Genomic DNA, 20,184 nt, shown 5'->3' with positions numbered 1-20,184 from the left:
GTGGCAAGGGAAACGAAAGGTTTCCCTTGCCACTTTTTTTAACAATAGATCTTCGAAAATTAGGAAGCATGTGTTGATCGCTCCTGCTGGAAGCGAGTTAGCCCTCTGACATTGTTTAGCTAAAAGAAAAGCTACTAATAGGTAAAAAAGCTGAACTGTGCTTGACGCAGACGGTGATAATCATTATCATTATCGTAGGAGGTCTCAAATGAAAAAGATTATCATTTCCATTATAGCGCTTACACTAAGTATACAAATTATGAATCCAATCCAATCAGCTGCATATTCTTATGGGGACCCTGGTGAAGAAAAATTCGCCGAAGCTTATAAAGAAGTGAAACAGTACGTTGAAACTGACGATTGGGATCAAGCTGAACAAATTATTGAAACATACGATAAAGAATTTGACTTATATTTTAAACAAACGGTTCCTTACATAGAGCAAGCGCTCGAAAATCAAAACCAAGAGCTGCTTTTAGAGAGTTATCGTACAGCATTACGTTTAAATGTAGAGCGTCGTCTACATTTTGCTCAGGAGCAGTTTGAGGATTACGGTCAGGCAAAATTACTACTTGCCAAAGCACGAGGTACATTTGACGTCTTACAACCCTCTTTTAAAGATGATCAAGGGGAAGAGGCAGTTCAATCTATCTATGACTCTTTTGATCAAGCCTTGCAATCCTTGGGCAATCCAGGTCTATTTGGAATCGGCAATCAACAAAGTGACCAAGAGACGTTTGATAGTGAAATAGAAGCGATCAACACCTCTCTGAAAGAAGCTTTTCCAGTTCCGGATCAAGAGGATAATGATGCAAACTTAACAGAGGAAAACTTAGGTCTGTTTGGGGGAGAGGATGGAGAGTCAAGTCCCATTTGGAAATGGGTCTCAATTGGTCTTGTCGTTTTATTTATCTTACTAATTGTCTTTAACAGAATGAAGAATCGTAAAGGAGAATAGGCATATAGGGGGAGAACAACTATGGATTTTCAAGCCTTTCTGATTACACTTAGAGAAGCATTAGAAGCAATATTAATTGTTGGGTTAATCTTAAGTTATTTAACGCGCTTAGATGCGAAGAAATACCATCCTTGGGTGTACGCTGGTGTGTTTTTTGCACTATTAAGTAGCTTTGGGGTTGCTTTGTTATTCCAAGTCATTTTTACTGGCTTTGCTAGTTTTGGGTCTGAAGTATACTTGAAAATAGGTATTCTGTTTGCTTCAGTAATCTTGCTTAGTCATATGGTAATGTGGATGAAGAAAGAATCCAAGAATGTAAATGGAGACATGCAAAAGAAAATCAATGCTGCCGTTACGGCGGGGAGTGTGACAGCTCTTATTCTTCATACGTACTTAATAGTGCTACGTGAAGGTGTAGAAACCGTTTTCTTTTTTGCTGCAATAAGTGGTGGGGATATCCAGGAAGTCTTTACAAGCTATGGAGCTCTAAGCGGCTTAATGCTTGCATTAATATTAGGGTATCTTTTCTTCACTGGGACGATGAAGTTCTCTTTAAAAACTTTCTTCCGAGTTACCGGCGTATTAATCATGTTTATTGCTGCCGGGCTATTGGTACAAGGAATCGGGATGCTTCAGGACTTAGGGAAAATGGGGTCTGTATATGAGACGGTACAAGGTACTCCTAAGCCAGTTTATAACATTGTAGAATTTATGCCAGAGCACTATCAAGACGAGATGCATTATGAGCGTGATACAGGTAATGAAGTCATGGTTAGTGGTCAGATTGGTTTGTTTATGGCTGCTATGTTTGGCTACAGTCATAATCCTAGTGTTGAACAAATCGCAGCATATTGGCTATACTTTGCATTTATTATTGTTGCCAATATGTTACATGCCAAGGAGTTTAAACTGTTTAGAAGAAAGAAGTCTAGAGCAGTGGATCAAACCGTAGCTTAAGTCTATTCTCCTCTTATAAACTTAATTTTATGAAACCCGCCATATGTGCGGGTTTTTTCGTATCTAATTGCAGGAAGGGAAAACAAGTTCATGAAGAAAATTTTACGGTTTATAGAAAACAGCACAATAGGAATTGCAGCCATAGGCTTATTAGCGGTTATGTATGCACGTGTTCATTATAGTAGCGCATTTGCCAGAAGCTGGGATGCAGTGGATTTCGCGCTAGGTGTGCAATCATTTAACCTTCTTGATATGCAACCTCATTTCCCGGGCTATCCGTATTTTATCTTAGGTGGAATGCTGTTTAAGAATTTCGTGAATGATCCCGCTCTCGCCCTATCCTTGTGGAATAGCGTTCTATCCTTATCCTCTATAATTCCAATGTGGCTGATCTACAAACGGTATCTTTCTAAAGGTAGAGCGATTATGGCAGTTGCATTGTCACAATCCGTCCCATTTTTAAATATCATTATAGCCTCGCCGATGTCTGAGGGGATGGCTTATACAGTGATGTGGTGGTACATATGGAGTCTTGTATTAGCACTTGAGGAAGGGAGATATCGTTTTGACCTTCTCCCATTGTTGTTATTTAGCATCCTTATGGGTGTAAGGCTTTCTTATTTGCCTTTAAGTATTGGTATTTTGATTATTTGGTACAAAAGGTGTAAGGAAAAAGGTGGGGCTCATGTTTTAGAACAAGCAGGGGTAGTTATAATCTTTCAACTCTTTTGGGTTTATCCTCTAGTTTTTTCAGTTGGGGGGATAGGGAGCTTTGAATACATTGCTACTGAGTTTGTGAAAGGTCATTTTACAGGATGGGGTGGATCGATAGCGACTGAAGAAGACCCTTTCTTAATTCGTGCACTTACGTTTTTATGGGGAAATATTTTATGGGTGGGTCTTTCACTCAAAACTGTTGTCATTCTGTTATTGTATAGCACACTTGTTTTTTATAATGCTTATCGATCTTTCAGCCTTTCTTATCATAAGCTATGGTGGAGTTTGTTGTTAGCTTATACGATCTGGGCATTCTTTGCTCAGAACGTAGATAAGCCAAGGCATATTCTACCAGTTGTGGTTATACTTACAGCTGTTGTCCTTATACGGTCACTTCAATCAAAAAGTAGAGGAGTTCTTTGGATTAGTGCCATCCTCCTGCTTGTTCAAACCATCCTAAGTATTCAATACGTAGAAAAGCAGGCAACGGAGTTACCTGCTACTTATCAGTTGGCTCAATACATAGAGCGACAATCTGAACCCTTGAAAATATACACTTGGGAAGAGGAGCGGGTATTTAAGTATGTAGGAGTATCTAAAGCATTTGAAAAGGTCCAAACGTATGCCCTTTTTGAACAAGATGCATGGAGTCAACGAGAAAATGGGAAAACGGTCTATGTTACAGAACGAGTTGTTCGTGGTTTTTCTCAACAAGGAGTAGATACGTCCTCATTTATCCCTGTTAAACAATTTGACTCTGATAACATATTTGACCCTATTTATAGTGATATTACTTTATTTAAATGGATTAAGTCGTCATAACGGTAAATGATATCGTTTGTTTTTTACTTTGACATTCATAAGCGCATTCAGCTGTCGTGCCCAATAGCAATGTGATTTGTTCTGCTAAGAAACCAGCCTCTAAACGAAAATTGTAGGGGGTCTTATACTGTAATCTTTTTTGAGTTAGTTCGCCAGAAAGAGTAAACTGGTACTCTTTCTTTTTTTCTTTCTCTAAGTATAGCTCCCCCCAGGACATTGCTCCAAAAAATGTTCCGATCTCATCAATTGATTCGCAAGGGTATTTTCGAGCCAAGCTTTTTCCCATAAAGTATAAGATCGTGTCTTTTTCTTTACCTAACAAATCTGGTAAAAGTTGATTCCGCAGTACCTCATGACCAATTAAAGAAGAGGGTACATCACTGTATTCATCGAATAAGTTAGCGATTTGTTCATTCATTTATGTTCATCCTCTCTGCTCTTTTCATTATTGCAGGGGGCAAGGTTCTCTGCAATATCTTCTTTCCGAAAAGAATGTAAAGATAAGTTATTTAAGAGTTGATTATGAAAACAAAAAACCACAATCAACCAATTTATTAACTTGTTTTCTTGACGCTTACCATGGATAGAAGTACAATAAACGTGACATAAATTGTGCATTTTTTTCAGATAAATTGGGGGAAGCTAAAGTTTGTTTCCTTTTTTTAAGGGTTTAGTAAAGCGCTTTATTGTCTGAAAAGTTTGCGCAAATAAAGTTACATACTATTCGAGGGGGGTAAACGTCACACATGGCAGGCAATCGAGAGTTTTTTTATCGCAGGTTACATTCATTACTAGGGGTTATTCCAGTTGGGGTGTTCTTAATCCAACACTTAGTTGTGAACCATTTCGCAACAAGAGGGGAACAAGCGTTTAACGATGCGGCTCACTTTATGGAGAGTCTTCCATTCCGCATTGTATTAGAGCTATTCATTATCTTCATTCCTCTTTACTTCCATGCCATTTACGGGGTTTATATTGCCTTTACGTCTAAAAATAACGTAAGTCAATATGGGTATTTCCGTAACTGGATGTTTTATTTACAGCGTATTTCCGGGGTTATTACGCTAATCTTTGTTACGTGGCACGTATGGGAGACAAGAATTCAAGCTGCTCTAGGAGAAGATGTGAACTTTTCTATGATGGCAGATATATTAGCAAATCCGTTTATGGTTGTTTTCTACATAATCGGTGTGGTTTCGACTACATTCCACTTCGCGAATGGGTTATGGTCGTTCTTAGTAAGTTGGGGGATTACAATGTCTCCGCGTTCACAGCGTATTTCTACTTATGTAACATTGGCGATTTTTGTCGCATTAAGTTATGTAGGGGTATCAGCTATTCTAGCGTTTATTTAAATGTACGTACGATATAGACGTTTTTGAAAGAATTTAAGGGAGTGAGCATTAAAAAATGAGTAATCAAAACATCGTAGTCGTAGGCGGGGGACTCGCCGGGCTAATGGCAACAATCAAAGCCGCTGAAGCCGGTGTACACGTGGACTTGCTTTCCCTTGTACCTGTTAAGCGTTCTCACTCTGTTTGTGCGCAAGGCGGAATTAATGGTGCTGTAAATACTAAAGGGGAAGGCGATTCTCCTTGGGAACACTTTGATGACACGGTTTATGGAGGAGACTTCTTAGCTAACCAGCCTCCAGTTAAAGCAATGTGTGACGCAGCTCCAAGCATTATCCATATGCTGGATCGTATGGGGGTTATGTTTAACCGTACTCCTGAGGGATTACTAGACTTCCGTCGTTTCGGAGGTACACAACACCACCGTACGGCTTATGCCGGTGCTACAACAGGTCAGCAGTTATTATATGCTTTAGATGAACAAGTACGCCGTCATGAGGTGGCGGGACTTGTAACGAAGTATGAAGGTTGGGAATTCTTGTCTTCGATCATCGATGACTCTGGTGTGAGTCGCGGAGTTATGGCGCAGAATCTTAACTCTCATGAAATTAAAGCCTTTAGAGCAGATGCCACTATTGTAGCTACAGGTGGTCCTGGAATCATCTTTGGTAAATCTACGAACTCTGTAATCAATACAGGTTCTGCGGCTGGATCCCTTTACCAGCAAGGCGCGGTTTATGCAAACGGAGAATTCATTCAAATTCACCCAACTGCAATTCCGGGTGATGATAAGTTACGCTTAATGAGTGAATCAGCGCGTGGTGAAGGTGGCCGTGTTTGGACTTATAAAGATGGTGAGCCATGGTACTTCTTAGAAGAGAAATATCCTGCCTATGGGAACCTTGTACCTCGTGATATAGCAACGCGTGAAATATTCGACGTGTGTGTGAATCAAAAGCTTGGTATTAATGGCGAAAATATGGTTTACCTCGACCTTTCCCATAAAGATCCAAAAGAGTTGGACGTAAAGTTAGGTGGAATTATAGAAATTTACGAGAAATTCGTTGGAGATGATCCTCGTAAAGTGCCAATGAAAATATTCCCAGCTGTTCACTATTCAATGGGCGGGCTTTACGTTGATTATGATCAAATGACGACCATTCCTGGTGTATTTGCTGCTGGTGAGTGCGACTTTACTCAACACGGTGGAAACCGTCTTGGAGCGAATTCACTTCTTTCTTCGATTTTTGGAGGTATGGAAGCAGGACCGAAAGCTGTTCAATATATCAGTGGACTGGATAAAACTGCAGAAGATATGTCCTCTACATTATTCGATGACAAGCTAAAAGAAGAACAAGAGAAGTTTGATGCCATTCTTAATATGAAGGGTACAGAAAATGCGTATCAAATTCATAAAGAACTTGGAGAATGGATGACAGATAACGTTACCGTAGTGCGAGAGAATGAAAAACTTCGCAAAACGGACGAGAAAATTCAAGAGCTTCAAGAGCGTTACAATGATATCAACATTAATGACACAACAAGATGGAGTAACCAGGGAGCAATGTTTACCCGTCAACTCCAGAACATGCTTCAATTAGCTCGAGTTATTACGATTGGCGCTTTGAATCGTAATGAAAGTCGTGGAGCTCACTATAAACCTGAGTTCCCAGAACGTAATGATGAAGAGTGGTTGAAGACTACGAAAGCAAGCTATAATGCAGAGAAGAACGCCCCAGAATTCAGCTATGAAGACGTGGATATTTCTCATATTCAACCACGTAAGAGGGACTACTCAAAAAGTAAAGGGGGTAAATAAACATGAGTGAAACAGAAAACATCACCTTTATAGTTAAACGTCAAGATGACCCGGAGTCATCTTCTTATGAAGAAACATTCCATGTACCTTATCGCCAGAATATGAACGTAATTTCAGCACTTATGGAAATTCGTCGTAACCCTGTTAATTCCAAAGGGGAAGATACAACACCTGTTTATTGGGATATGGGTTGTTTAGAGGAAGTATGTGGTGCTTGCTCAATGAAAATTAATGGGAAGCCTCGCCAGTCTTGTACAGCGCTTGTGGACCAGTTAGAACAACCAATTCGTCTTGAACCAATGTCGACATTCCCTGTTATGCGAGATCTTGCTGTTGATCGTAGCCGTATGTTTGATGCTCTTAAAAAGGTCAAAGCTTGGGTTCCGATCGATGGAACGCACGATTTAGGGCCAGGGCCGCGTATGGCTGAGAACAAGCGTCAATGGGCTTATGAGTTGTCTAAATGTATGACATGTGGTGTATGCTTAGAAGCATGTCCAAACGTAAATAGTAAATCAGACTTTATAGGTCCTGCTGCCATTTCGCAAGTTCGTTTATTTAACTCTCATCCAACGGGAGCTATGAATAAAAATGAACGTTTGGAGGCTTTAATGGGCGAAGGTGGACTTGCAGAGTGTGGTAACTCACAGAACTGTGTTCAGTCTTGTCCAAAAGGTATTCCATTAACAACTTCTATTGCTTCAATGAATAGAGAAACAGCCTTACATTCTTTCAAGAGCTTCTTTGGTAGTGACCACGAAGTAAACTAATTGAAATGATAAGAACGAAATTTAGACTCCTGCAGCTGTTTAAGTTGCAGGAGTTTATTATGGTTGTAAGTCGATAAGAGGAGGAATTGAAATGAAAAAAGTGTCGTATGTAGAAGATCCCGAAAAGTGGTTAGAAGGATTCACCTTTTCAATAAGAACAAAGGTGCGATTTTCAGAAACAGATTTATTTGGTCATATGAACAATACAGTTCCGTTCATCTATTTTGAGGAAGCTCGAATTGAATTTTTAAAATCTATAAATGCTTTTCAAAAAGAGTCTGATTCCTCAGGTACGATTCCAGTTGCAGCAGACCTTCAATGTGATTATCATAAGCAAATCTACTTTGACGAGGTCTTGTCTGTCGCTGTCAAAATTCATTACGTAGGAAGCACGTCTTATGATCTGCATTACCTCGTAAAAAATGAGGAGGGGGCCGTTTGTTTAACGGGTAGAGGTCGAATTGTGCAGATTGATGCCGAATCAGGTAAACCTATATCGATTCCCCGGGAAATAAAAAGAGCTTATGAAGATCAAGTATCGGTTGCAAAAGGGTAATTTCATTTGTATGATATTCGGTAAGGTAACTGAGGAAAAAGGCCGATTTTTTCGATGGTTTAGGCCGAAAATTTATACATATTAGAGGGTACCATATGAAAACAAATAGACTTCTTAAAGGGACATATCGATATATATTTCCAATTCTGTTCACCTTACTCTCCATCTACTTGATTATGGTGATTTTAAAAATTCCATACATAGGAATCAATGTTGAAGAAACCGAGATGGGACAATTGAAGGTTACATACGTTGATAAGCATAGTTGGGCGGCTAACCAAGATATAAAGATAGGAAGCAGAATATTGAGTATTAATGGGAAGAAGGATCCTGGTAACTATTCTACCGTTCAAATTTATGGGAATGTAGAAAAGGCTGATAGTATTACCATTCAAGCTCCTGGTAGTAAGCCTATTAGTTATTCTAATATAGAAGAGGAAGTTAGTCTGGATCAATGGCTATTTTATATTATCTTTCCTTCTTCATTTATGCTGATCATGCTATTTCTCTCTTTGTTTATTCTTTTCCATAAAAAGAAAGACGAATCAGGGAACAGGCTAATTTTGTTCTTTTTAACTGTAGGGCTGGCTTATCTTTCTGGAAGTGGATCTTCCCGAGGAGACTTAGTATCAACCTTAGTGAGTACTTTTACATTGCTGATGGGTCCGGCATTACTGTTACATTTTATAGATAGTTACTTCAAAGAGTTGGAAAGCAGATGGTATGCGTCCAAAGTATACAATCTGATGAAAATTACAGCTTGTATTATTGTAGTGTTTGAAACGGTTTGCTTACTTAATCATTATTATCCTGATTGGTACCCGCAGTTCATATCAATGGTATTTCTAGCCTTCACTTGTATTGCTTTATCTTTAATTATCATAGGATATAAGCGATATAACCAAACTGTTTATGCGCCTATATTGAAATATATGCTTGTTGGTTTGTTCATGTCGTTTACACCTTTCATCTTCTTGTATTTGCTTCCGAACTATTTGTTTGGGTTTCAAATCTTGTCAGGAGAAGCGAGTGCTTTGTTTCTTGTTGTCATGCCACTTACTTTTATTTATCTTATTACAGCCAAACGGTTGTTAGATATTGACTTCGTTATGGGGCGTATTCGATATTATGCTTATTCTTCTTTGATTCCAACTGTGTTAATTGTAGCATTGGTTGGGTTTGCGATTGATTTTCCTTTTTCTATACAAGATCTGATCCAGTTGGGGATTGGCATACTACTTGTAATGGTCGTGTTTCTTTATGTAAAAGAGATTTTCAATTTTCAAATTCAGAGAAATTTATTTTCTGAGAAGAAGAATTATCACCAAAGTCTGCAACGCTTTGTTCATGAAATGAAGAAAGAACGTGATGCGGTTGGGTTATTTAAAAGGTTGAAGCGTGAGTTACTTGATGTATTAGATTTAAAGGAAGTTTATATATTCTCGCAAAATACCATTTCAAATTATTATTGTCTTTATCAAGAAGTTCCTCTTTCATTAATGAATGAATGTGTGGAGAGGTCTAAAACAGTATTAGGTGATGTAGGTAATTTAGTGAAACTACAGGATCATGAGGGGTATGTACTGGTGATTGGTCACACAGTCAGCAAAGTTACTTATCTCTATATCTCAGAGAAGCCAAACCGCACCCAATTGAACTTAGATGAGAGGGGCTACTTGCAGACCATCTCTTATAACACGAATATTGCTCATGAAAACTTGTTGCTTATTGAAGATTTATTCCAAGAGCTACAACATGTGAAAAATGACCGTCAACAAAACTACCCAGCTTGGCTTTCAAGGCTTCTGTTTTCTCTAGCAGAGCATGAACGACAGCAAATTGCTATTGACCTTCATGACACTGTGTTGCAAGAACAGTTATACCTGTATAGGCAAATGGATGATTTCGTAAATCGGAAGCGGTCGATGGGTGCAGAGGTAAAAAACACAATGTTCAACTTTAAGGAACAGTTACTCGATAACATCCATTTAATTCGTGAAACGTGTAACCAATTGCGACCTCCGTTCTTAGAAGAGTTAGGACTCATTCCGTCATTACAAAACTTGATTAACCAATATCAACTTCGTTCCAATTATACAGTAACGTTTGATTCAAGAGCTTTCCAAATAGAGTTAAACAGTCAGTACGTACTGGGGATCTATCGCATCGTGCAAGAACTATTGACGAACGCTATGAAACACTCAAGAGCCGATAAAGTATTTATCATGCTGTATAGAGAAGGATCCGACATAAGGTTAATTTATGAAGATAACGGCGTTGGAATTAACCCGAATAAACGAATTGAAACCTATTCACATATGGGGATTTCAGGGATTGAACAAAGGGTTAATGGTCTTAATGGTGAAATGAGTATACAATCTGCTCCTAAACAAGGATTTCAAATGTACATTACATTTTTCAATGCAGCAAACCACGAAGGGGAGGAGTTATATGATTAATATTTTAATCGTCGATGATCACCCGGCAGTAGGCATGGGGACAAAAGCAATGCTAGAGCAAGAAGCAGATATGGAAGTCGAAGTTATATCTGATAGTATGAGTGCGGAACACAAAATTAAAGAACATGCGTATGATGTATTACTGTTAGATTTATACATGCCTGGGTTGAATGGTGTAGAGCTCGCCAAAAGGGTGAAGACATCTTACCCAGACATGAAAGTTTTAATATATACAGGGTTTGACATTAACACGCATTTTAATCTTCTGGTGGAATCCAATATATCTGGTTTTGTAAGTAAAACGGCTACCAAAGATCAACTAGTAACCGCCATACATTGCGCGCTTCGGGAAGAAGTGGTTATTCCTCTTCACTTATTTAAACAGTTAAGAAGAGCTGAAGCGACAACACAGCAAATGTCTACAGATGGCGATGCCAGTTCGCTGTCCCTGAACGAGAAGGAACAGAAGATCCTAAACGAGGTTTCTAAAGGACTGACAAACAAGCATATCGCTCAAAACCTACATATGTCTCAAAGAAGTGTGGAGTATACATTGACTGGTATTTTTAGCAAATTAGAAGTGCGTTCTCGTACAGAAGCCTTAATTCGAGCAAAAGAGCTTGGGTTAATCTCCGAGAGTTAAAAAATAAGTAAAAAGTGGAATGTCTGTGTGGCACAGCTTTATCTTTTTTTTCATAGGATGTAAAGACTAAATAACTACCCTTCGAACTGCAGCTCTAAGTTAGCAAGGAGGGGTTAGCGCTTGAAGGAAAAAGACTATAAGCCGAAGCAATTACTCACGAAACGCGAGAAGGAAGTTTTCGAATTGCTAGTACAAGACAAGACCACCAAGGATATTGCACAGGAACTCTTCATTTCAGAGAAGACTGTTCGTAATCACATTTCGAATGCAATGCAGAAGCTGGGCGTTAAGGGGCGTTCGCAGGCTGTTATTGAGCTTCTTCGCATGGGGGAGCTTAAGCTCTAGATTTCGCCGACTTTCTTCGGAAGGTCGGTATTTATTTTGGATTCCATTCAGTTTGTGATGGGGAAGGTCATACCTTCGTCACTGCTTTTATTCTTGCAATTTCTTTCGAAAACCGTAACAATGAACGTAGGATATTTACATTAGGACTCTCGGGAGGTAACAAGTTGGACAAGGTTACGACGACAGAAGTCAAGATTGCAGATGTGGAAAAGAAATTGCGTCACATATCTGGGATCATTAAACAAACAGGAAGAGAAATATTAAATCACTACCCGATTACCCCTCCTCAATTCATTGCTTTACAATGGCTATTGGAATCTGGGGATATGACGATTGGTGAATTATCGAATAAAATGTACTTAGCTTGCAGTACTACGACAGATCTTATTGATCGAATGGAGAAAAATGAACTCGTAGAACGAGTGCGAAATCCGAAAGATCGCCGTGTTGTCCTTATACACCTTCTTGATAAAGGTGAATCCATAATTCAAGAAGTAATTGATAAGAGACAGGCATATTTAGATCAAGTTCTTCGTAGTTTTTCTAATGAGGAAGTTGATAGCTTGCAAGGGTTTTTACAACGTATGCATACAGAGATGATGGATGTTCAGCAGCAAGAAAAAAGCAACAACGACGAATAGAGGCGATAAATTTGGACCAACCAATTGGGGTTATAGATTCAGGTGTAGGCGGGTTAACTGTAGCAAAGGAGTTAATGCGCCAATTGCCTAAAGAAGAATTTGTCTATTTAGGAGATACAAAGAGATGCCCTTACGGACCGAGACCTGAGGAGGAAGTCGTTAACTTCACCTGGGAAATGGTTCGTTTTTTGCAACAACAAAAAATTAAAATGCTAGTGATTGCATGTAATACTGCTACTGCCTTCACACTTCAACAGCTAAAAGAACAATTAGATATACCAGTCATTGGTGTAATCCAACCAGGTGCACGATCTGCCATTAAAGTATCTAAGAACCTACATATAGGTGTAATCGGAACAGAAGGCACAATTAAAAGTAAAGCTTATACGAATGCGCTTCAACATATTAACCCTGATATTAGGGTTAATGCACTATCCTGCCCTCCGTTTGTTCCTTTAGTGGAGCAAGGGTTGTTTAAGGGAGACCAAGCGGAACATGTTGTAAGAGAGACGCTAGAACCTATGAAGAAAGCGAATCATATCGACACCTTAATACTAGGATGTACCCATTATCCTTTATTAAGAGAAACGATCCAAAAAGTGATGGGAGATGACATTACCGTTATTTCATCAGGAGACGAAACAGCTCAGGAAGTAAGTGTAATACTAGACTATTATGGAAAACTATACGAAGGTAACCGTCCACCACTCCATAAATTTTATACCACTGGTGATGCAAACTTATTTAGGGATATAGCCAATACTTGGTTTGAAGAACGAATTTCCCATGTAGGAAACATTACACTTGGTAATTAAATGATCAGTCTACCCTTAGAAAGGGTAGACTGATTTTTTTCTCTTTAGGGCAGTAATCTTGAAGACTTGAAATGGAGAGAATGTTTCCGTATGCGTTGTTAGAGGCGGGAGGTGGTTCGGGAAATCACTCGCTTTCCGCGGCGAGCTGGGAAGCCTCCTGCGGGAGAAAGAGGTCGACGAGACCCCGCAGGGTGGTTTCCCCGAGGAGGCTCGACAGCTCGCCCGCGGAAAGCGAGTCGTTCCCCAGACACCCCAAGCACTCAGCAAACGTAACGTCCTTACTACACAAAAGTGCCTAAACTTCAAGTCTTCCATATAAGAGGGATATATGGAAGGACATCAAACATAAGGGGAGCCTTTTGTTTAGGTGGTCTTTCGTAATTGTTGGTCTAATTTGTTAGATAGCTCGTATATATAGTAGTACAAACCATCATAGGAGGGGAAAACATGCGGAAGCGTGCTGCTTTATTATGCGGAAGTCTTGTCACTAGTGTCGCTCTATTATCAGGATGTGTCTTTCAAGGGGAGCAATCTTTAAAAGAAATGGATCAGCCACAACAAGAAAATACGGAAGGCGAGGTCGCGGTATCGGAGGAGAGTGTGGATGCGGGGCAAACAGATAATACGGAGGTAATCAAAGTTGAGACAGTGGCCCGCCAACTCTATTTGTTAGATGAAAATGGCATGGTCGTTCCTCAAACGATCCCTCTTCCTAAACCGGAAACGAACGATGTTGCTAAACAAGTTCTTCAATATCTAGTTAAAGGTGGGCCTGTTACAGACTTCTTGCCAAGCGGATTCCAGGCGGTGCTTCCTTCAGGCACAGAAGTTAACGGCCTTGATTTATTAGAAGATGGTACCTTAGTTGTGGATGTATCTAAAGAATTTATAGAATACCGTCCAGAAGATGAGCTTAAGATCTTGCAATCTATGACTTACACACTCACTCAGTTTGAAAACGTAGACAAGATCAAGCTTCAAATTAACGGTTATGATGCTGAAGTTATGCCAGTAAATAATACTCCACTTTCTAGCGGGTATTCTCGAGCCAATGGGATAAATCTTGAAACAGGGGATGTAGCGGATATCTCCAACAGCCGTTCAGTAACTGTTTATTATCCTGCCCAGCATGATGACCAATTTTATTATGTTCCTGTTACAAAACGTGTAGAAGGTGCAGCTGAGAGTGAATACGAAACTATTATACAAACTCTTGTGAATGGACCAGGTTATAAGGGAGACCTTTTAAATGTATTTAATGATGGTGTCCAGTTAACAGAAGAGCCTACCGTTAAAGATGGTATTTTGACTCTAACATTCAATGAAAATGTTTTAAGTAACTTTGAAGATCAGTCGATTATTTCGAAGAAAGTTATGGATTCCCTTGTCTTATCTTTAACTGAGGATGAGAATGTAGAAGCCGTGTCTGTAAAGGTTAAAGACTTTGAAGAGTTATATGATGAAGAAGGAAATGCATTTACAAAACCAGTAACTCGCCCTGAAATGGTAAATACAGGTCGATTTTAATAAGCTGATTTAGCATATACTATAAAACGAAAAAAGAGGCATCCAAAGAAGCCTCTTTTTTCGTGGTTATTGTTTGATTAACTATGTTTTTATCCCCTTGCCTTAATTGAGTGTATGGTGATCTTAGAGACCACTTGCTTTCTTGTGGCATATCTTTGCCATATAAGAGTCAACGAAAATATGTCATCTTGGGTGACATCAGTCCCCCTTATACGAACGGCGGGGCCGTTCGTATGTTGAAAGACAGGGCTTGCTCGGGGACTGCGAGACTCCCGCGGGGAAAGGAGCCTAGGGAAGACCCCACAGAGAGCGCAAGCGAACGAGGAGGCTTCCCAGCTCCCCGCAGGAAAGCGAGCTGTCCCCGAGCAAGCCCAAGCACTCATAAACGTAACGGCCCCTTCCAGCTGAAATATCTCAAATTTGAGTATCCCGATGGGCTTATATGGAACAGATAAAAAAATCAACAAACGTCTTCAACAGACATGGTACTACAGTAAACTTTTGCTTCAAAATATGTTAAGATGAGCTAGGATTAAGTGAAGGAGGACGAAACATGAGAACGGATGGAAGAAATGAAAATGAGCTAAGACAGGTACATATTGAAACAGGCTATGTAAAGCACCCAGAAGGATCTGTCTTAATTACAGTAGGAGAAACGAAAGTAATTTGTAATGCAAGTATAGAAGACCGTGTTCCTCCTTTCATGAGAGGTCAAGGCAAGGGGTGGGTTACAGCAGAGTATGCTATGTTACCTCGAGCAACCGAATCAAGAAATATAAGAGAATCGTCTAAAGGAAAAGTTACTGGACGCACGATGGAGATACAGCGATTGATCGGTCGATCTTTAAGAGCTGTGGTGGATCTTGAGCAATTTGGAGAACGTACGCTATGGGTAGACTGTGATGTCATTCAAGCTGACGGAGGAACGAGAACAGCTTCTATTACGGGAGCGTATGTAGCTATGGTTCTTGCTTTTGGGAAACTTGTAAAACAAGGTACAATTAAAAAGCTACCTATTAAAGATTTCCTTGCTGCCACATCTGTTGGAGTCCTACCTACTGGAGGAGAAATATTGGACCTTTGTTATGAAGAAGATTCAAAAGCTCAGGTAGATATGAATGTGGTCATGACCGGTAATGGCGAATTTGTCGAACTTCAAGGAACTGGGGAAGAAGCCACATTCTCATACCCACAGCTGCAGAAAATGATTGAATTAGCTCAAGGAGGCATTGGGGAGCTATTTGACCAACAGAAAGAAGCTATTGGTGAATGGAGCGCCCATATCGATCGAAATCGCAACCAGTCATAAGGGGTGAGGCATTATGAAAAAAATAGTTGTTGCAACGCATAACGAGGGGAAAGTTCGCGAGTTTCGTCAATTATTCTCGAAATACGATATAGAAACATTATCACTCGATGACCTTGATCAAAACGTGCCTGAAGTTGAGGAGACAGGGGAAACATTTGAAGAGAATGCTGAATTAAAAGCGAGCACTATTTCTTCTCTATTAAATGTACCGGTTATTGCAGATGATTCAGGTCTTGTAGTTGACGCCTTGGATGGTAGCCCAGGTGTCTATTCAGCGCGTTATGCTGGGGAACCAAAAGATGATCAAAGAAACCTCGAAAAAGTTTTATCTGAACTAAAAGGGGAAAAGAATCGAACAGCGCGTTTTGTATGCGTATTGGCTCTTAGTGTACCTGGTCAAAATGTAGTCTTCAAACGAGGGACGTGTGAAGGTCATCTCACAGAAAAGCCTCATGGAGAAAGTGGCTTTGGCTATGATCCTATCTTTATCCCAGATGGTTACAAAGCGACCATGGCAGAGATAGGGGCAGATGAGAAAAATAAAATCAGTCACCGGAGTCGTGCGCTAGCTAAAATCGAAGACAGCATACAACAATTATTCTCATAAGGAGAGATAATTCATGCCTAGTGTATTAATTGTGAGCGACAGCCATGGATTAACTGAAGAAGTTCAGCTTCTAAAAGACCGTCATGCGCATGAGGTAGATGGCATGATTCATTGTGGAGACTCAGAATTAGATTACCTTTCTGCAGAGATGGAATCTTATATTAAGGTTAAGGGTAACTGTGATTTTGATGACGAGTATCCGGATGAAGTACAAGAATCTATACAAAACATGTCGTTTTTTGTCACTCACGGCCATCTATTTCGTGTTAAATCGACATTAATGCCTTTATCCTATCGGGCTGACGAACGAGGTGCTCAAATTGTTTGTTTCGGCCATTCTCATATAGCAGGTGCTGAAATGGTCGGTGGTAAATTATTTATTAATCCCGGCAGTATTCGTTTACCAAGAAACCATCCCGAGAAAACGTATGCGATAGTAAACTGGGATGAAGGGCAGTCTGTTCGAGTTCAGTTCTATAACGATGAAGGAGAAGTAAGTCCGGACTTAACATATGAAACAACTTTTTTAGGCAGAAGTTAAATCTTCTGCCTAAAATGTATTGACATATTTCTTTATAGTCCTTATAATAAATTTTGTTCGCTTCGACAGACGGAACAAAAATATTAACCGTGCGGGTGTAGTTTAGTGGTAAAACCTCAGCCTTCCAAGCTGATGTCGTGGGTTCGATTCCCATCACCCGCTCCAATTTACATAATTGTATTTCAAAAATCTTATATGTTAATATCTTTTGATTTTTCTCATATTACGTCCCAGTAGCTCAGTAGGATAGAGCAACGGCCTTCTAAGCCGTAGGTCGGGGGTTCGAATCCCTCCTGGGACATAAAATTTTTCAAAAAAGACTTTAGGATCTTCCTAGAGTCTTTTTTTTACATACCCAAACCTTATATACGATAAGTATTTTCATGTATACAAGGAGGGAAAGATGGAGACACTGTAGCGTAAAACTTCATTCGTCAAACTAGATTTTTTGAAAATACTTCAGTATCCTTAAAGAAGATAAAGGGATCCCTGATAGAATAGATAAAAGGAGATTCTTTGTTTATATCGAATGAAGAGGGTAGCAGGCTAGGGAGCGAATGAAGAGGATTGGTTAACGTACATAAGTGATACCGAATAGAGGGAGGATGGATCATGACTCAAGAAAAGGCTGATGTCGTCATATTTCCCAAATGGAAATCTTCATTAGAGCAAGACGGATTAGCCGCTTTAAAAGAAAAGAATTATAAAGAAGCACTCCAATCTTTTAATAAACTCATTGATTTTGAAGCGGCAAATTCAGAGATTATGACTGGCAAACTAATTTGCCTAATGGAATTGGGGCAGTACGAAGAAGTAGAAGAACTGTGCCAAAAACTAATGAGAGATGACGAGGAACATTATTTTCAATACTTACATATTTATTTAACGGTTTTATTCCAAACAGGAAAATATGAAGAATTACTTGATTTGCTAGATGAAGTGTTTAAATCGGAAGACATTCCACAAGACCTTCGTAAACAATTCTGGCAACTATATGATATAACTGAAAACCTTCGTACAGATGAAACGAGAACAGAAAATATTGAGGCAGTTGATGAACTGCTTATCGCTTTAGATACACATAATGTTAAAAAACAATGGCAGCTTCTATCTATGCTTCGCAAACAAGATATCCAGCCTTTTATGACGGAAATAGCCCCTTATTTAACGAAGGAAGAAATAGAGCCCGTTATCAAGACTGCGCTTGTCCAATGGATGCAAGAGCAAAAAGTGGACCGGAAAGTAGCGGTAAAAAAGCTCGGAGCGGAAGTTATGGTCAATCCTGTGGAGCTACCTGATATCCTTTCGCACACTTCAGCAAGGCAATTGTTATACTTATTAGAACGAGTGGAACAAGATAATCCGACATTGTTTGAGTTCATTCAACAGCTCGTGTTTCGCTACATGTATGTTCGGTTTCCTATCATGCCTGAAGATCACGAATTACCTGCGTTGGCAAAAGCCTTTTATGAGCTAGGATCATCATCTCTTCAGTTAGAGGATCATGAGTTTCCTTTGCACCAGTACATAGAGCAAGAAGAAGTAGGGGCTTGGAAAGAACAGATCATGTACTATGAGAGTCAGTATTTTGCTGTGTTGGATGAGGAATAAACTGTAAAGTATACACGCTTTTCTAGCTAATAGAAGATTGTTGAAAGCACAATAGATTATGTTATAATAAGGTGGTTGCAAATTACGCATTCACTCTTTTGTTACAAAAACTTAAGAACATTTAATGAACGATTAATGTATGAAAAATAGATGTTGGAGGGAAAATCATGTCTGCAAAATGGGAAAAATTAGAAGGTAACGAAGGCCAACTTACAGTTGAAGTTGATGCTGATGAATTTAAGGTTGCCTTAGACAAAGCATTCGCGAAAGTAGTTAAGGATATCCAGGTACCTGGTTTCCGTAAAGGGAAAGTACCTCGTCCAATTTTTGAACAGCGTTTCGGTGTAGAGTCTCTATATCAAGATGCGCTAGATATCATTCTTCCAGAAGCGTACTCTAACGCAATTGACGAAGCTGGAATTACTCCAGTTGATCGTCCGGAAGTAGATGTTGAGCAAATCGAAAAAGGGAAAAACTTAATCTTCACTGCTAAAGTAACAGTTAAGCCAGAAGTAACACTTGGCGAGTACAAAGGTCTTGAGGTAGAAGCGCAAGATACTACTGTTACAGACGAAGATGTTGAAAACGAACTTAAGCAACAACAAGAAAAGCAAGCTGAATTAGTTGTTAAAGAAGAAGGCACTGTAGAAAACGGTGACACTGTTGTTATGGACTTTGAAGGTTTCGTTGATGGCGAAGCATTCGAAGGCGGTCAAGCTGACAACTATTCATTAGAAATCGGTTCTGGACAGTTCATTCCAGGATTCGAAGAGCAACTTGTTGGTAAATCTGCTGGAGAAGAAACAGAAGTAGAAGTTACGTTCCCAGAAGAATACCACGCGGAAGACCTTGCTGGTAAAAAAGCAACGTTTAAAGTAAAAGTTCACGAAATTAAAGCGAAAGAACTTCCTGAATTAGACGATGAGTTCGCGAAAGATGTCGACGAAGAAGTTGAATCTATGGATGAACTTAAGAAGAAAACAAAAGAGCGTCTACAACAAGAAAAAGCACAGGAAGCTGAGAATGCTAAGCGTGAAGAGCTAGTTAATAAAGCTACTGATAACGCAGAAATCGAAATTCCTGACGCTATGGTTGAGACTGAACTTGATCGTATGATGAAAGAATTCGAACAACGCCTTCAAATGCAAGGCATGACACTAGATATGTACTTCCAATTCACAGGTCAAGACCAAGACGCACTTAAAGAGCAAATGAAAGAAGATGCTGGTAAGCGCGTTAAGACAAACCTTGTTCTTGAAGCAATTGCTACTGCCGAGAATGTTGAAGTTACAGAAGAAGATGTCAACCAAGAGCTTGAAAACATGGCTTCTATGTATCAGACAGATGTTGAAAACCTTAAGCAAATGCTTGGTGGTAACACAGAAGCAGTTGAAGAAGATCTTAAGATCAAGAAAGCGATTGACTTCTTAGATTCTGAAAGCAAAACGGCATAAGGAAGTCTCTCTGACTTTCAGCGGTTTAAGTTAATGAAAGCAAGGCGCGATTCGTTCGTGCCTTGTTTTTACATATAATAAATTCCTTTTTAGAGTATGGAATCAGTCCTACTATGGAAAAATACATATATACTAAATCAGTAGTATATTGGATCTTTATTTCCAGCCCACACATACTTTTGGATTACTGCACATATGTTGACTATTCATACACTCACGTACATAATGAATACAAATGGAAGTGAGATAATCTTCCGACCGGGAAGCTTTTTTACTTTTAG

Annotated in this window: 19 protein-coding genes and 2 tRNA genes; 20 read left to right on the top strand and 1 reads right to left on the bottom strand. The window is 39.5% G+C overall.

Annotated features, from left to right (window positions below):
* Positions 1 to 208: 208 nt before the first annotated feature.
* From ACYX4O_RS15050 to ACYX4O_RS15040, 3 genes are all read left to right on the top strand, one after another.
* Positions 209 to 958: a hypothetical protein gene (locus ACYX4O_RS15050; protein WP_476351836.1), complete on the top strand. Its 750-nt coding sequence runs from the start codon at positions 209 to 211 to the stop codon at positions 956 to 958.
* Positions 959 to 979: 21 nt separating this feature from the next.
* A complete protein-coding gene (locus tag ACYX4O_RS15045; protein WP_476351834.1) occupies positions 980 to 1,915 on the top strand; it encodes an FTR1 family iron permease in 936 nt (311 codons plus the stop codon).
* A 90-nt stretch (positions 1,916 to 2,005) separates the two neighbouring features.
* The gene (locus tag ACYX4O_RS15040) at positions 2,006 to 3,454 is read left to right on the top strand and encodes a glycosyltransferase family protein (RefSeq protein WP_476351832.1); all 1,449 of its coding nucleotides are present in this window, start codon (positions 2,006 to 2,008) and stop codon (positions 3,452 to 3,454) included.
* Here ACYX4O_RS15040 and ACYX4O_RS15035 read toward each other — a convergent pair.
* Positions 3,441 to 3,872, bottom strand: a complete 432-nt coding sequence (locus ACYX4O_RS15035; RefSeq protein WP_476351830.1) for a YslB family protein — start codon at positions 3,870 to 3,872, stop codon at positions 3,441 to 3,443. The two genes, ACYX4O_RS15040 and ACYX4O_RS15035, sit on opposite strands and share 14 nt — an antisense overlap.
* A 328-nt stretch (positions 3,873 to 4,200) precedes the next feature.
* Between ACYX4O_RS15035 and ACYX4O_RS15030 the strand changes: the two genes are divergently transcribed.
* The 17 genes from ACYX4O_RS15030 to tig all read left to right on the top strand — a co-directional run bounded on the left by ACYX4O_RS15030 (position 4,201) and on the right by tig (position 19,903).
* Complete coding sequence (locus ACYX4O_RS15030; RefSeq protein WP_476351828.1) at positions 4,201 to 4,809, top strand: succinate dehydrogenase cytochrome b558 subunit; 609 nt, start codon at positions 4,201 to 4,203, stop codon at positions 4,807 to 4,809.
* A gap of 55 nt (positions 4,810 to 4,864) precedes the next feature.
* Positions 4,865 to 6,625, top strand: coding sequence for a succinate dehydrogenase flavoprotein subunit (sdhA, locus tag ACYX4O_RS15025; RefSeq protein WP_476351826.1), 1,761 nt, complete (start codon positions 4,865 to 4,867; stop codon positions 6,623 to 6,625).
* Between the two features lie 2 nt (positions 6,626 to 6,627).
* Positions 6,628 to 7,395 (top strand): succinate dehydrogenase iron-sulfur subunit, encoded by a 768-nt coding sequence (gene sdhB, locus ACYX4O_RS15020; protein ID WP_476351825.1) that lies wholly within the window; start codon positions 6,628 to 6,630, stop codon positions 7,393 to 7,395.
* 91 nt (positions 7,396 to 7,486) lie between these two features.
* Positions 7,487 to 7,951, top strand: a complete 465-nt coding sequence (locus ACYX4O_RS15015; RefSeq protein WP_476351824.1) for an acyl-CoA thioesterase — start codon at positions 7,487 to 7,489, stop codon at positions 7,949 to 7,951.
* A 95-nt stretch (positions 7,952 to 8,046) separates the two neighbouring features.
* Entirely contained in the window at positions 8,047 to 10,410 is a 2,364-nt protein-coding gene (locus ACYX4O_RS15010) for a sensor histidine kinase (RefSeq protein WP_476351823.1), read from the top strand.
* Complete coding sequence (locus ACYX4O_RS15005) at positions 10,403 to 11,053, top strand: response regulator transcription factor (protein ID WP_476351822.1); 651 nt, start codon at positions 10,403 to 10,405, stop codon at positions 11,051 to 11,053. The genes ACYX4O_RS15010 and ACYX4O_RS15005 overlap by 8 nt, the downstream gene beginning before the upstream one ends.
* A gap of 120 nt (positions 11,054 to 11,173) precedes the next feature.
* On the top strand, positions 11,174 to 11,398 hold the full coding sequence (locus ACYX4O_RS15000; protein ID WP_036784583.1) for a helix-turn-helix domain-containing protein: 225 nt from the start codon (positions 11,174 to 11,176) through the stop codon (positions 11,396 to 11,398).
* Positions 11,399 to 11,562: 164 nt separating this feature from the next.
* Entirely contained in the window at positions 11,563 to 12,039 is a 477-nt protein-coding gene (locus ACYX4O_RS14995) for a MarR family winged helix-turn-helix transcriptional regulator (RefSeq protein ID WP_476351821.1), read from the top strand.
* An 11-nt stretch (positions 12,040 to 12,050) separates the two neighbouring features.
* Positions 12,051 to 12,854, top strand: a complete 804-nt coding sequence (gene racE, locus ACYX4O_RS14990) for a glutamate racemase (RefSeq protein ID WP_476351820.1) — start codon at positions 12,051 to 12,053, stop codon at positions 12,852 to 12,854.
* A 447-nt stretch (positions 12,855 to 13,301) separates the two neighbouring features.
* On the top strand, positions 13,302 to 14,381 hold the full coding sequence (locus tag ACYX4O_RS14985) for a GerMN domain-containing protein (RefSeq protein ID WP_476351819.1): 1,080 nt from the start codon (positions 13,302 to 13,304) through the stop codon (positions 14,379 to 14,381).
* A gap of 553 nt (positions 14,382 to 14,934) precedes the next feature.
* Positions 14,935 to 15,690, top strand: a complete 756-nt coding sequence (rph, locus tag ACYX4O_RS14980) for a ribonuclease PH (protein ID WP_476351818.1) — start codon at positions 14,935 to 14,937, stop codon at positions 15,688 to 15,690.
* Positions 15,691 to 15,703: 13 nt separating this feature from the next.
* Positions 15,704 to 16,297 carry an XTP/dITP diphosphatase gene (locus tag ACYX4O_RS14975; RefSeq protein WP_476351817.1) on the top strand — a complete coding sequence of 198 codons (594 nt, stop codon included), beginning with the start codon at positions 15,704 to 15,706 and terminating at the stop codon, positions 16,295 to 16,297.
* 13 nt (positions 16,298 to 16,310) lie between these two features.
* Positions 16,311 to 16,838 carry a metallophosphoesterase gene (locus ACYX4O_RS14970; protein WP_476351816.1) on the top strand — a complete coding sequence of 176 codons (528 nt, stop codon included), beginning with the start codon at positions 16,311 to 16,313 and terminating at the stop codon, positions 16,836 to 16,838.
* A gap of 91 nt (positions 16,839 to 16,929) precedes the next feature.
* A tRNA-Gly gene (locus ACYX4O_RS14965) sits at positions 16,930 to 17,003 on the top strand.
* Between the two features lie 62 nt (positions 17,004 to 17,065).
* Positions 17,066 to 17,139 (top strand) — tRNA-Arg (locus tag ACYX4O_RS14960).
* A 311-nt stretch (positions 17,140 to 17,450) separates the two neighbouring features.
* Positions 17,451 to 18,449: a tetratricopeptide repeat protein gene (locus tag ACYX4O_RS14955; RefSeq protein WP_476351815.1), complete on the top strand. Its 999-nt coding sequence runs from the start codon at positions 17,451 to 17,453 to the stop codon at positions 18,447 to 18,449.
* A gap of 167 nt (positions 18,450 to 18,616) precedes the next feature.
* Positions 18,617 to 19,903 (top strand): trigger factor, encoded by a 1,287-nt coding sequence (gene tig, locus ACYX4O_RS14950; RefSeq protein WP_476351814.1) that lies wholly within the window; start codon positions 18,617 to 18,619, stop codon positions 19,901 to 19,903.
* The last annotated feature ends 281 nt before the right edge of the window (positions 19,904 to 20,184 follow it).

The organism is Pontibacillus sp. ABV4_188, assembly GCF_056311905.1.
This window is presented reverse-complemented; position numbering and strand designations above follow the sequence as displayed.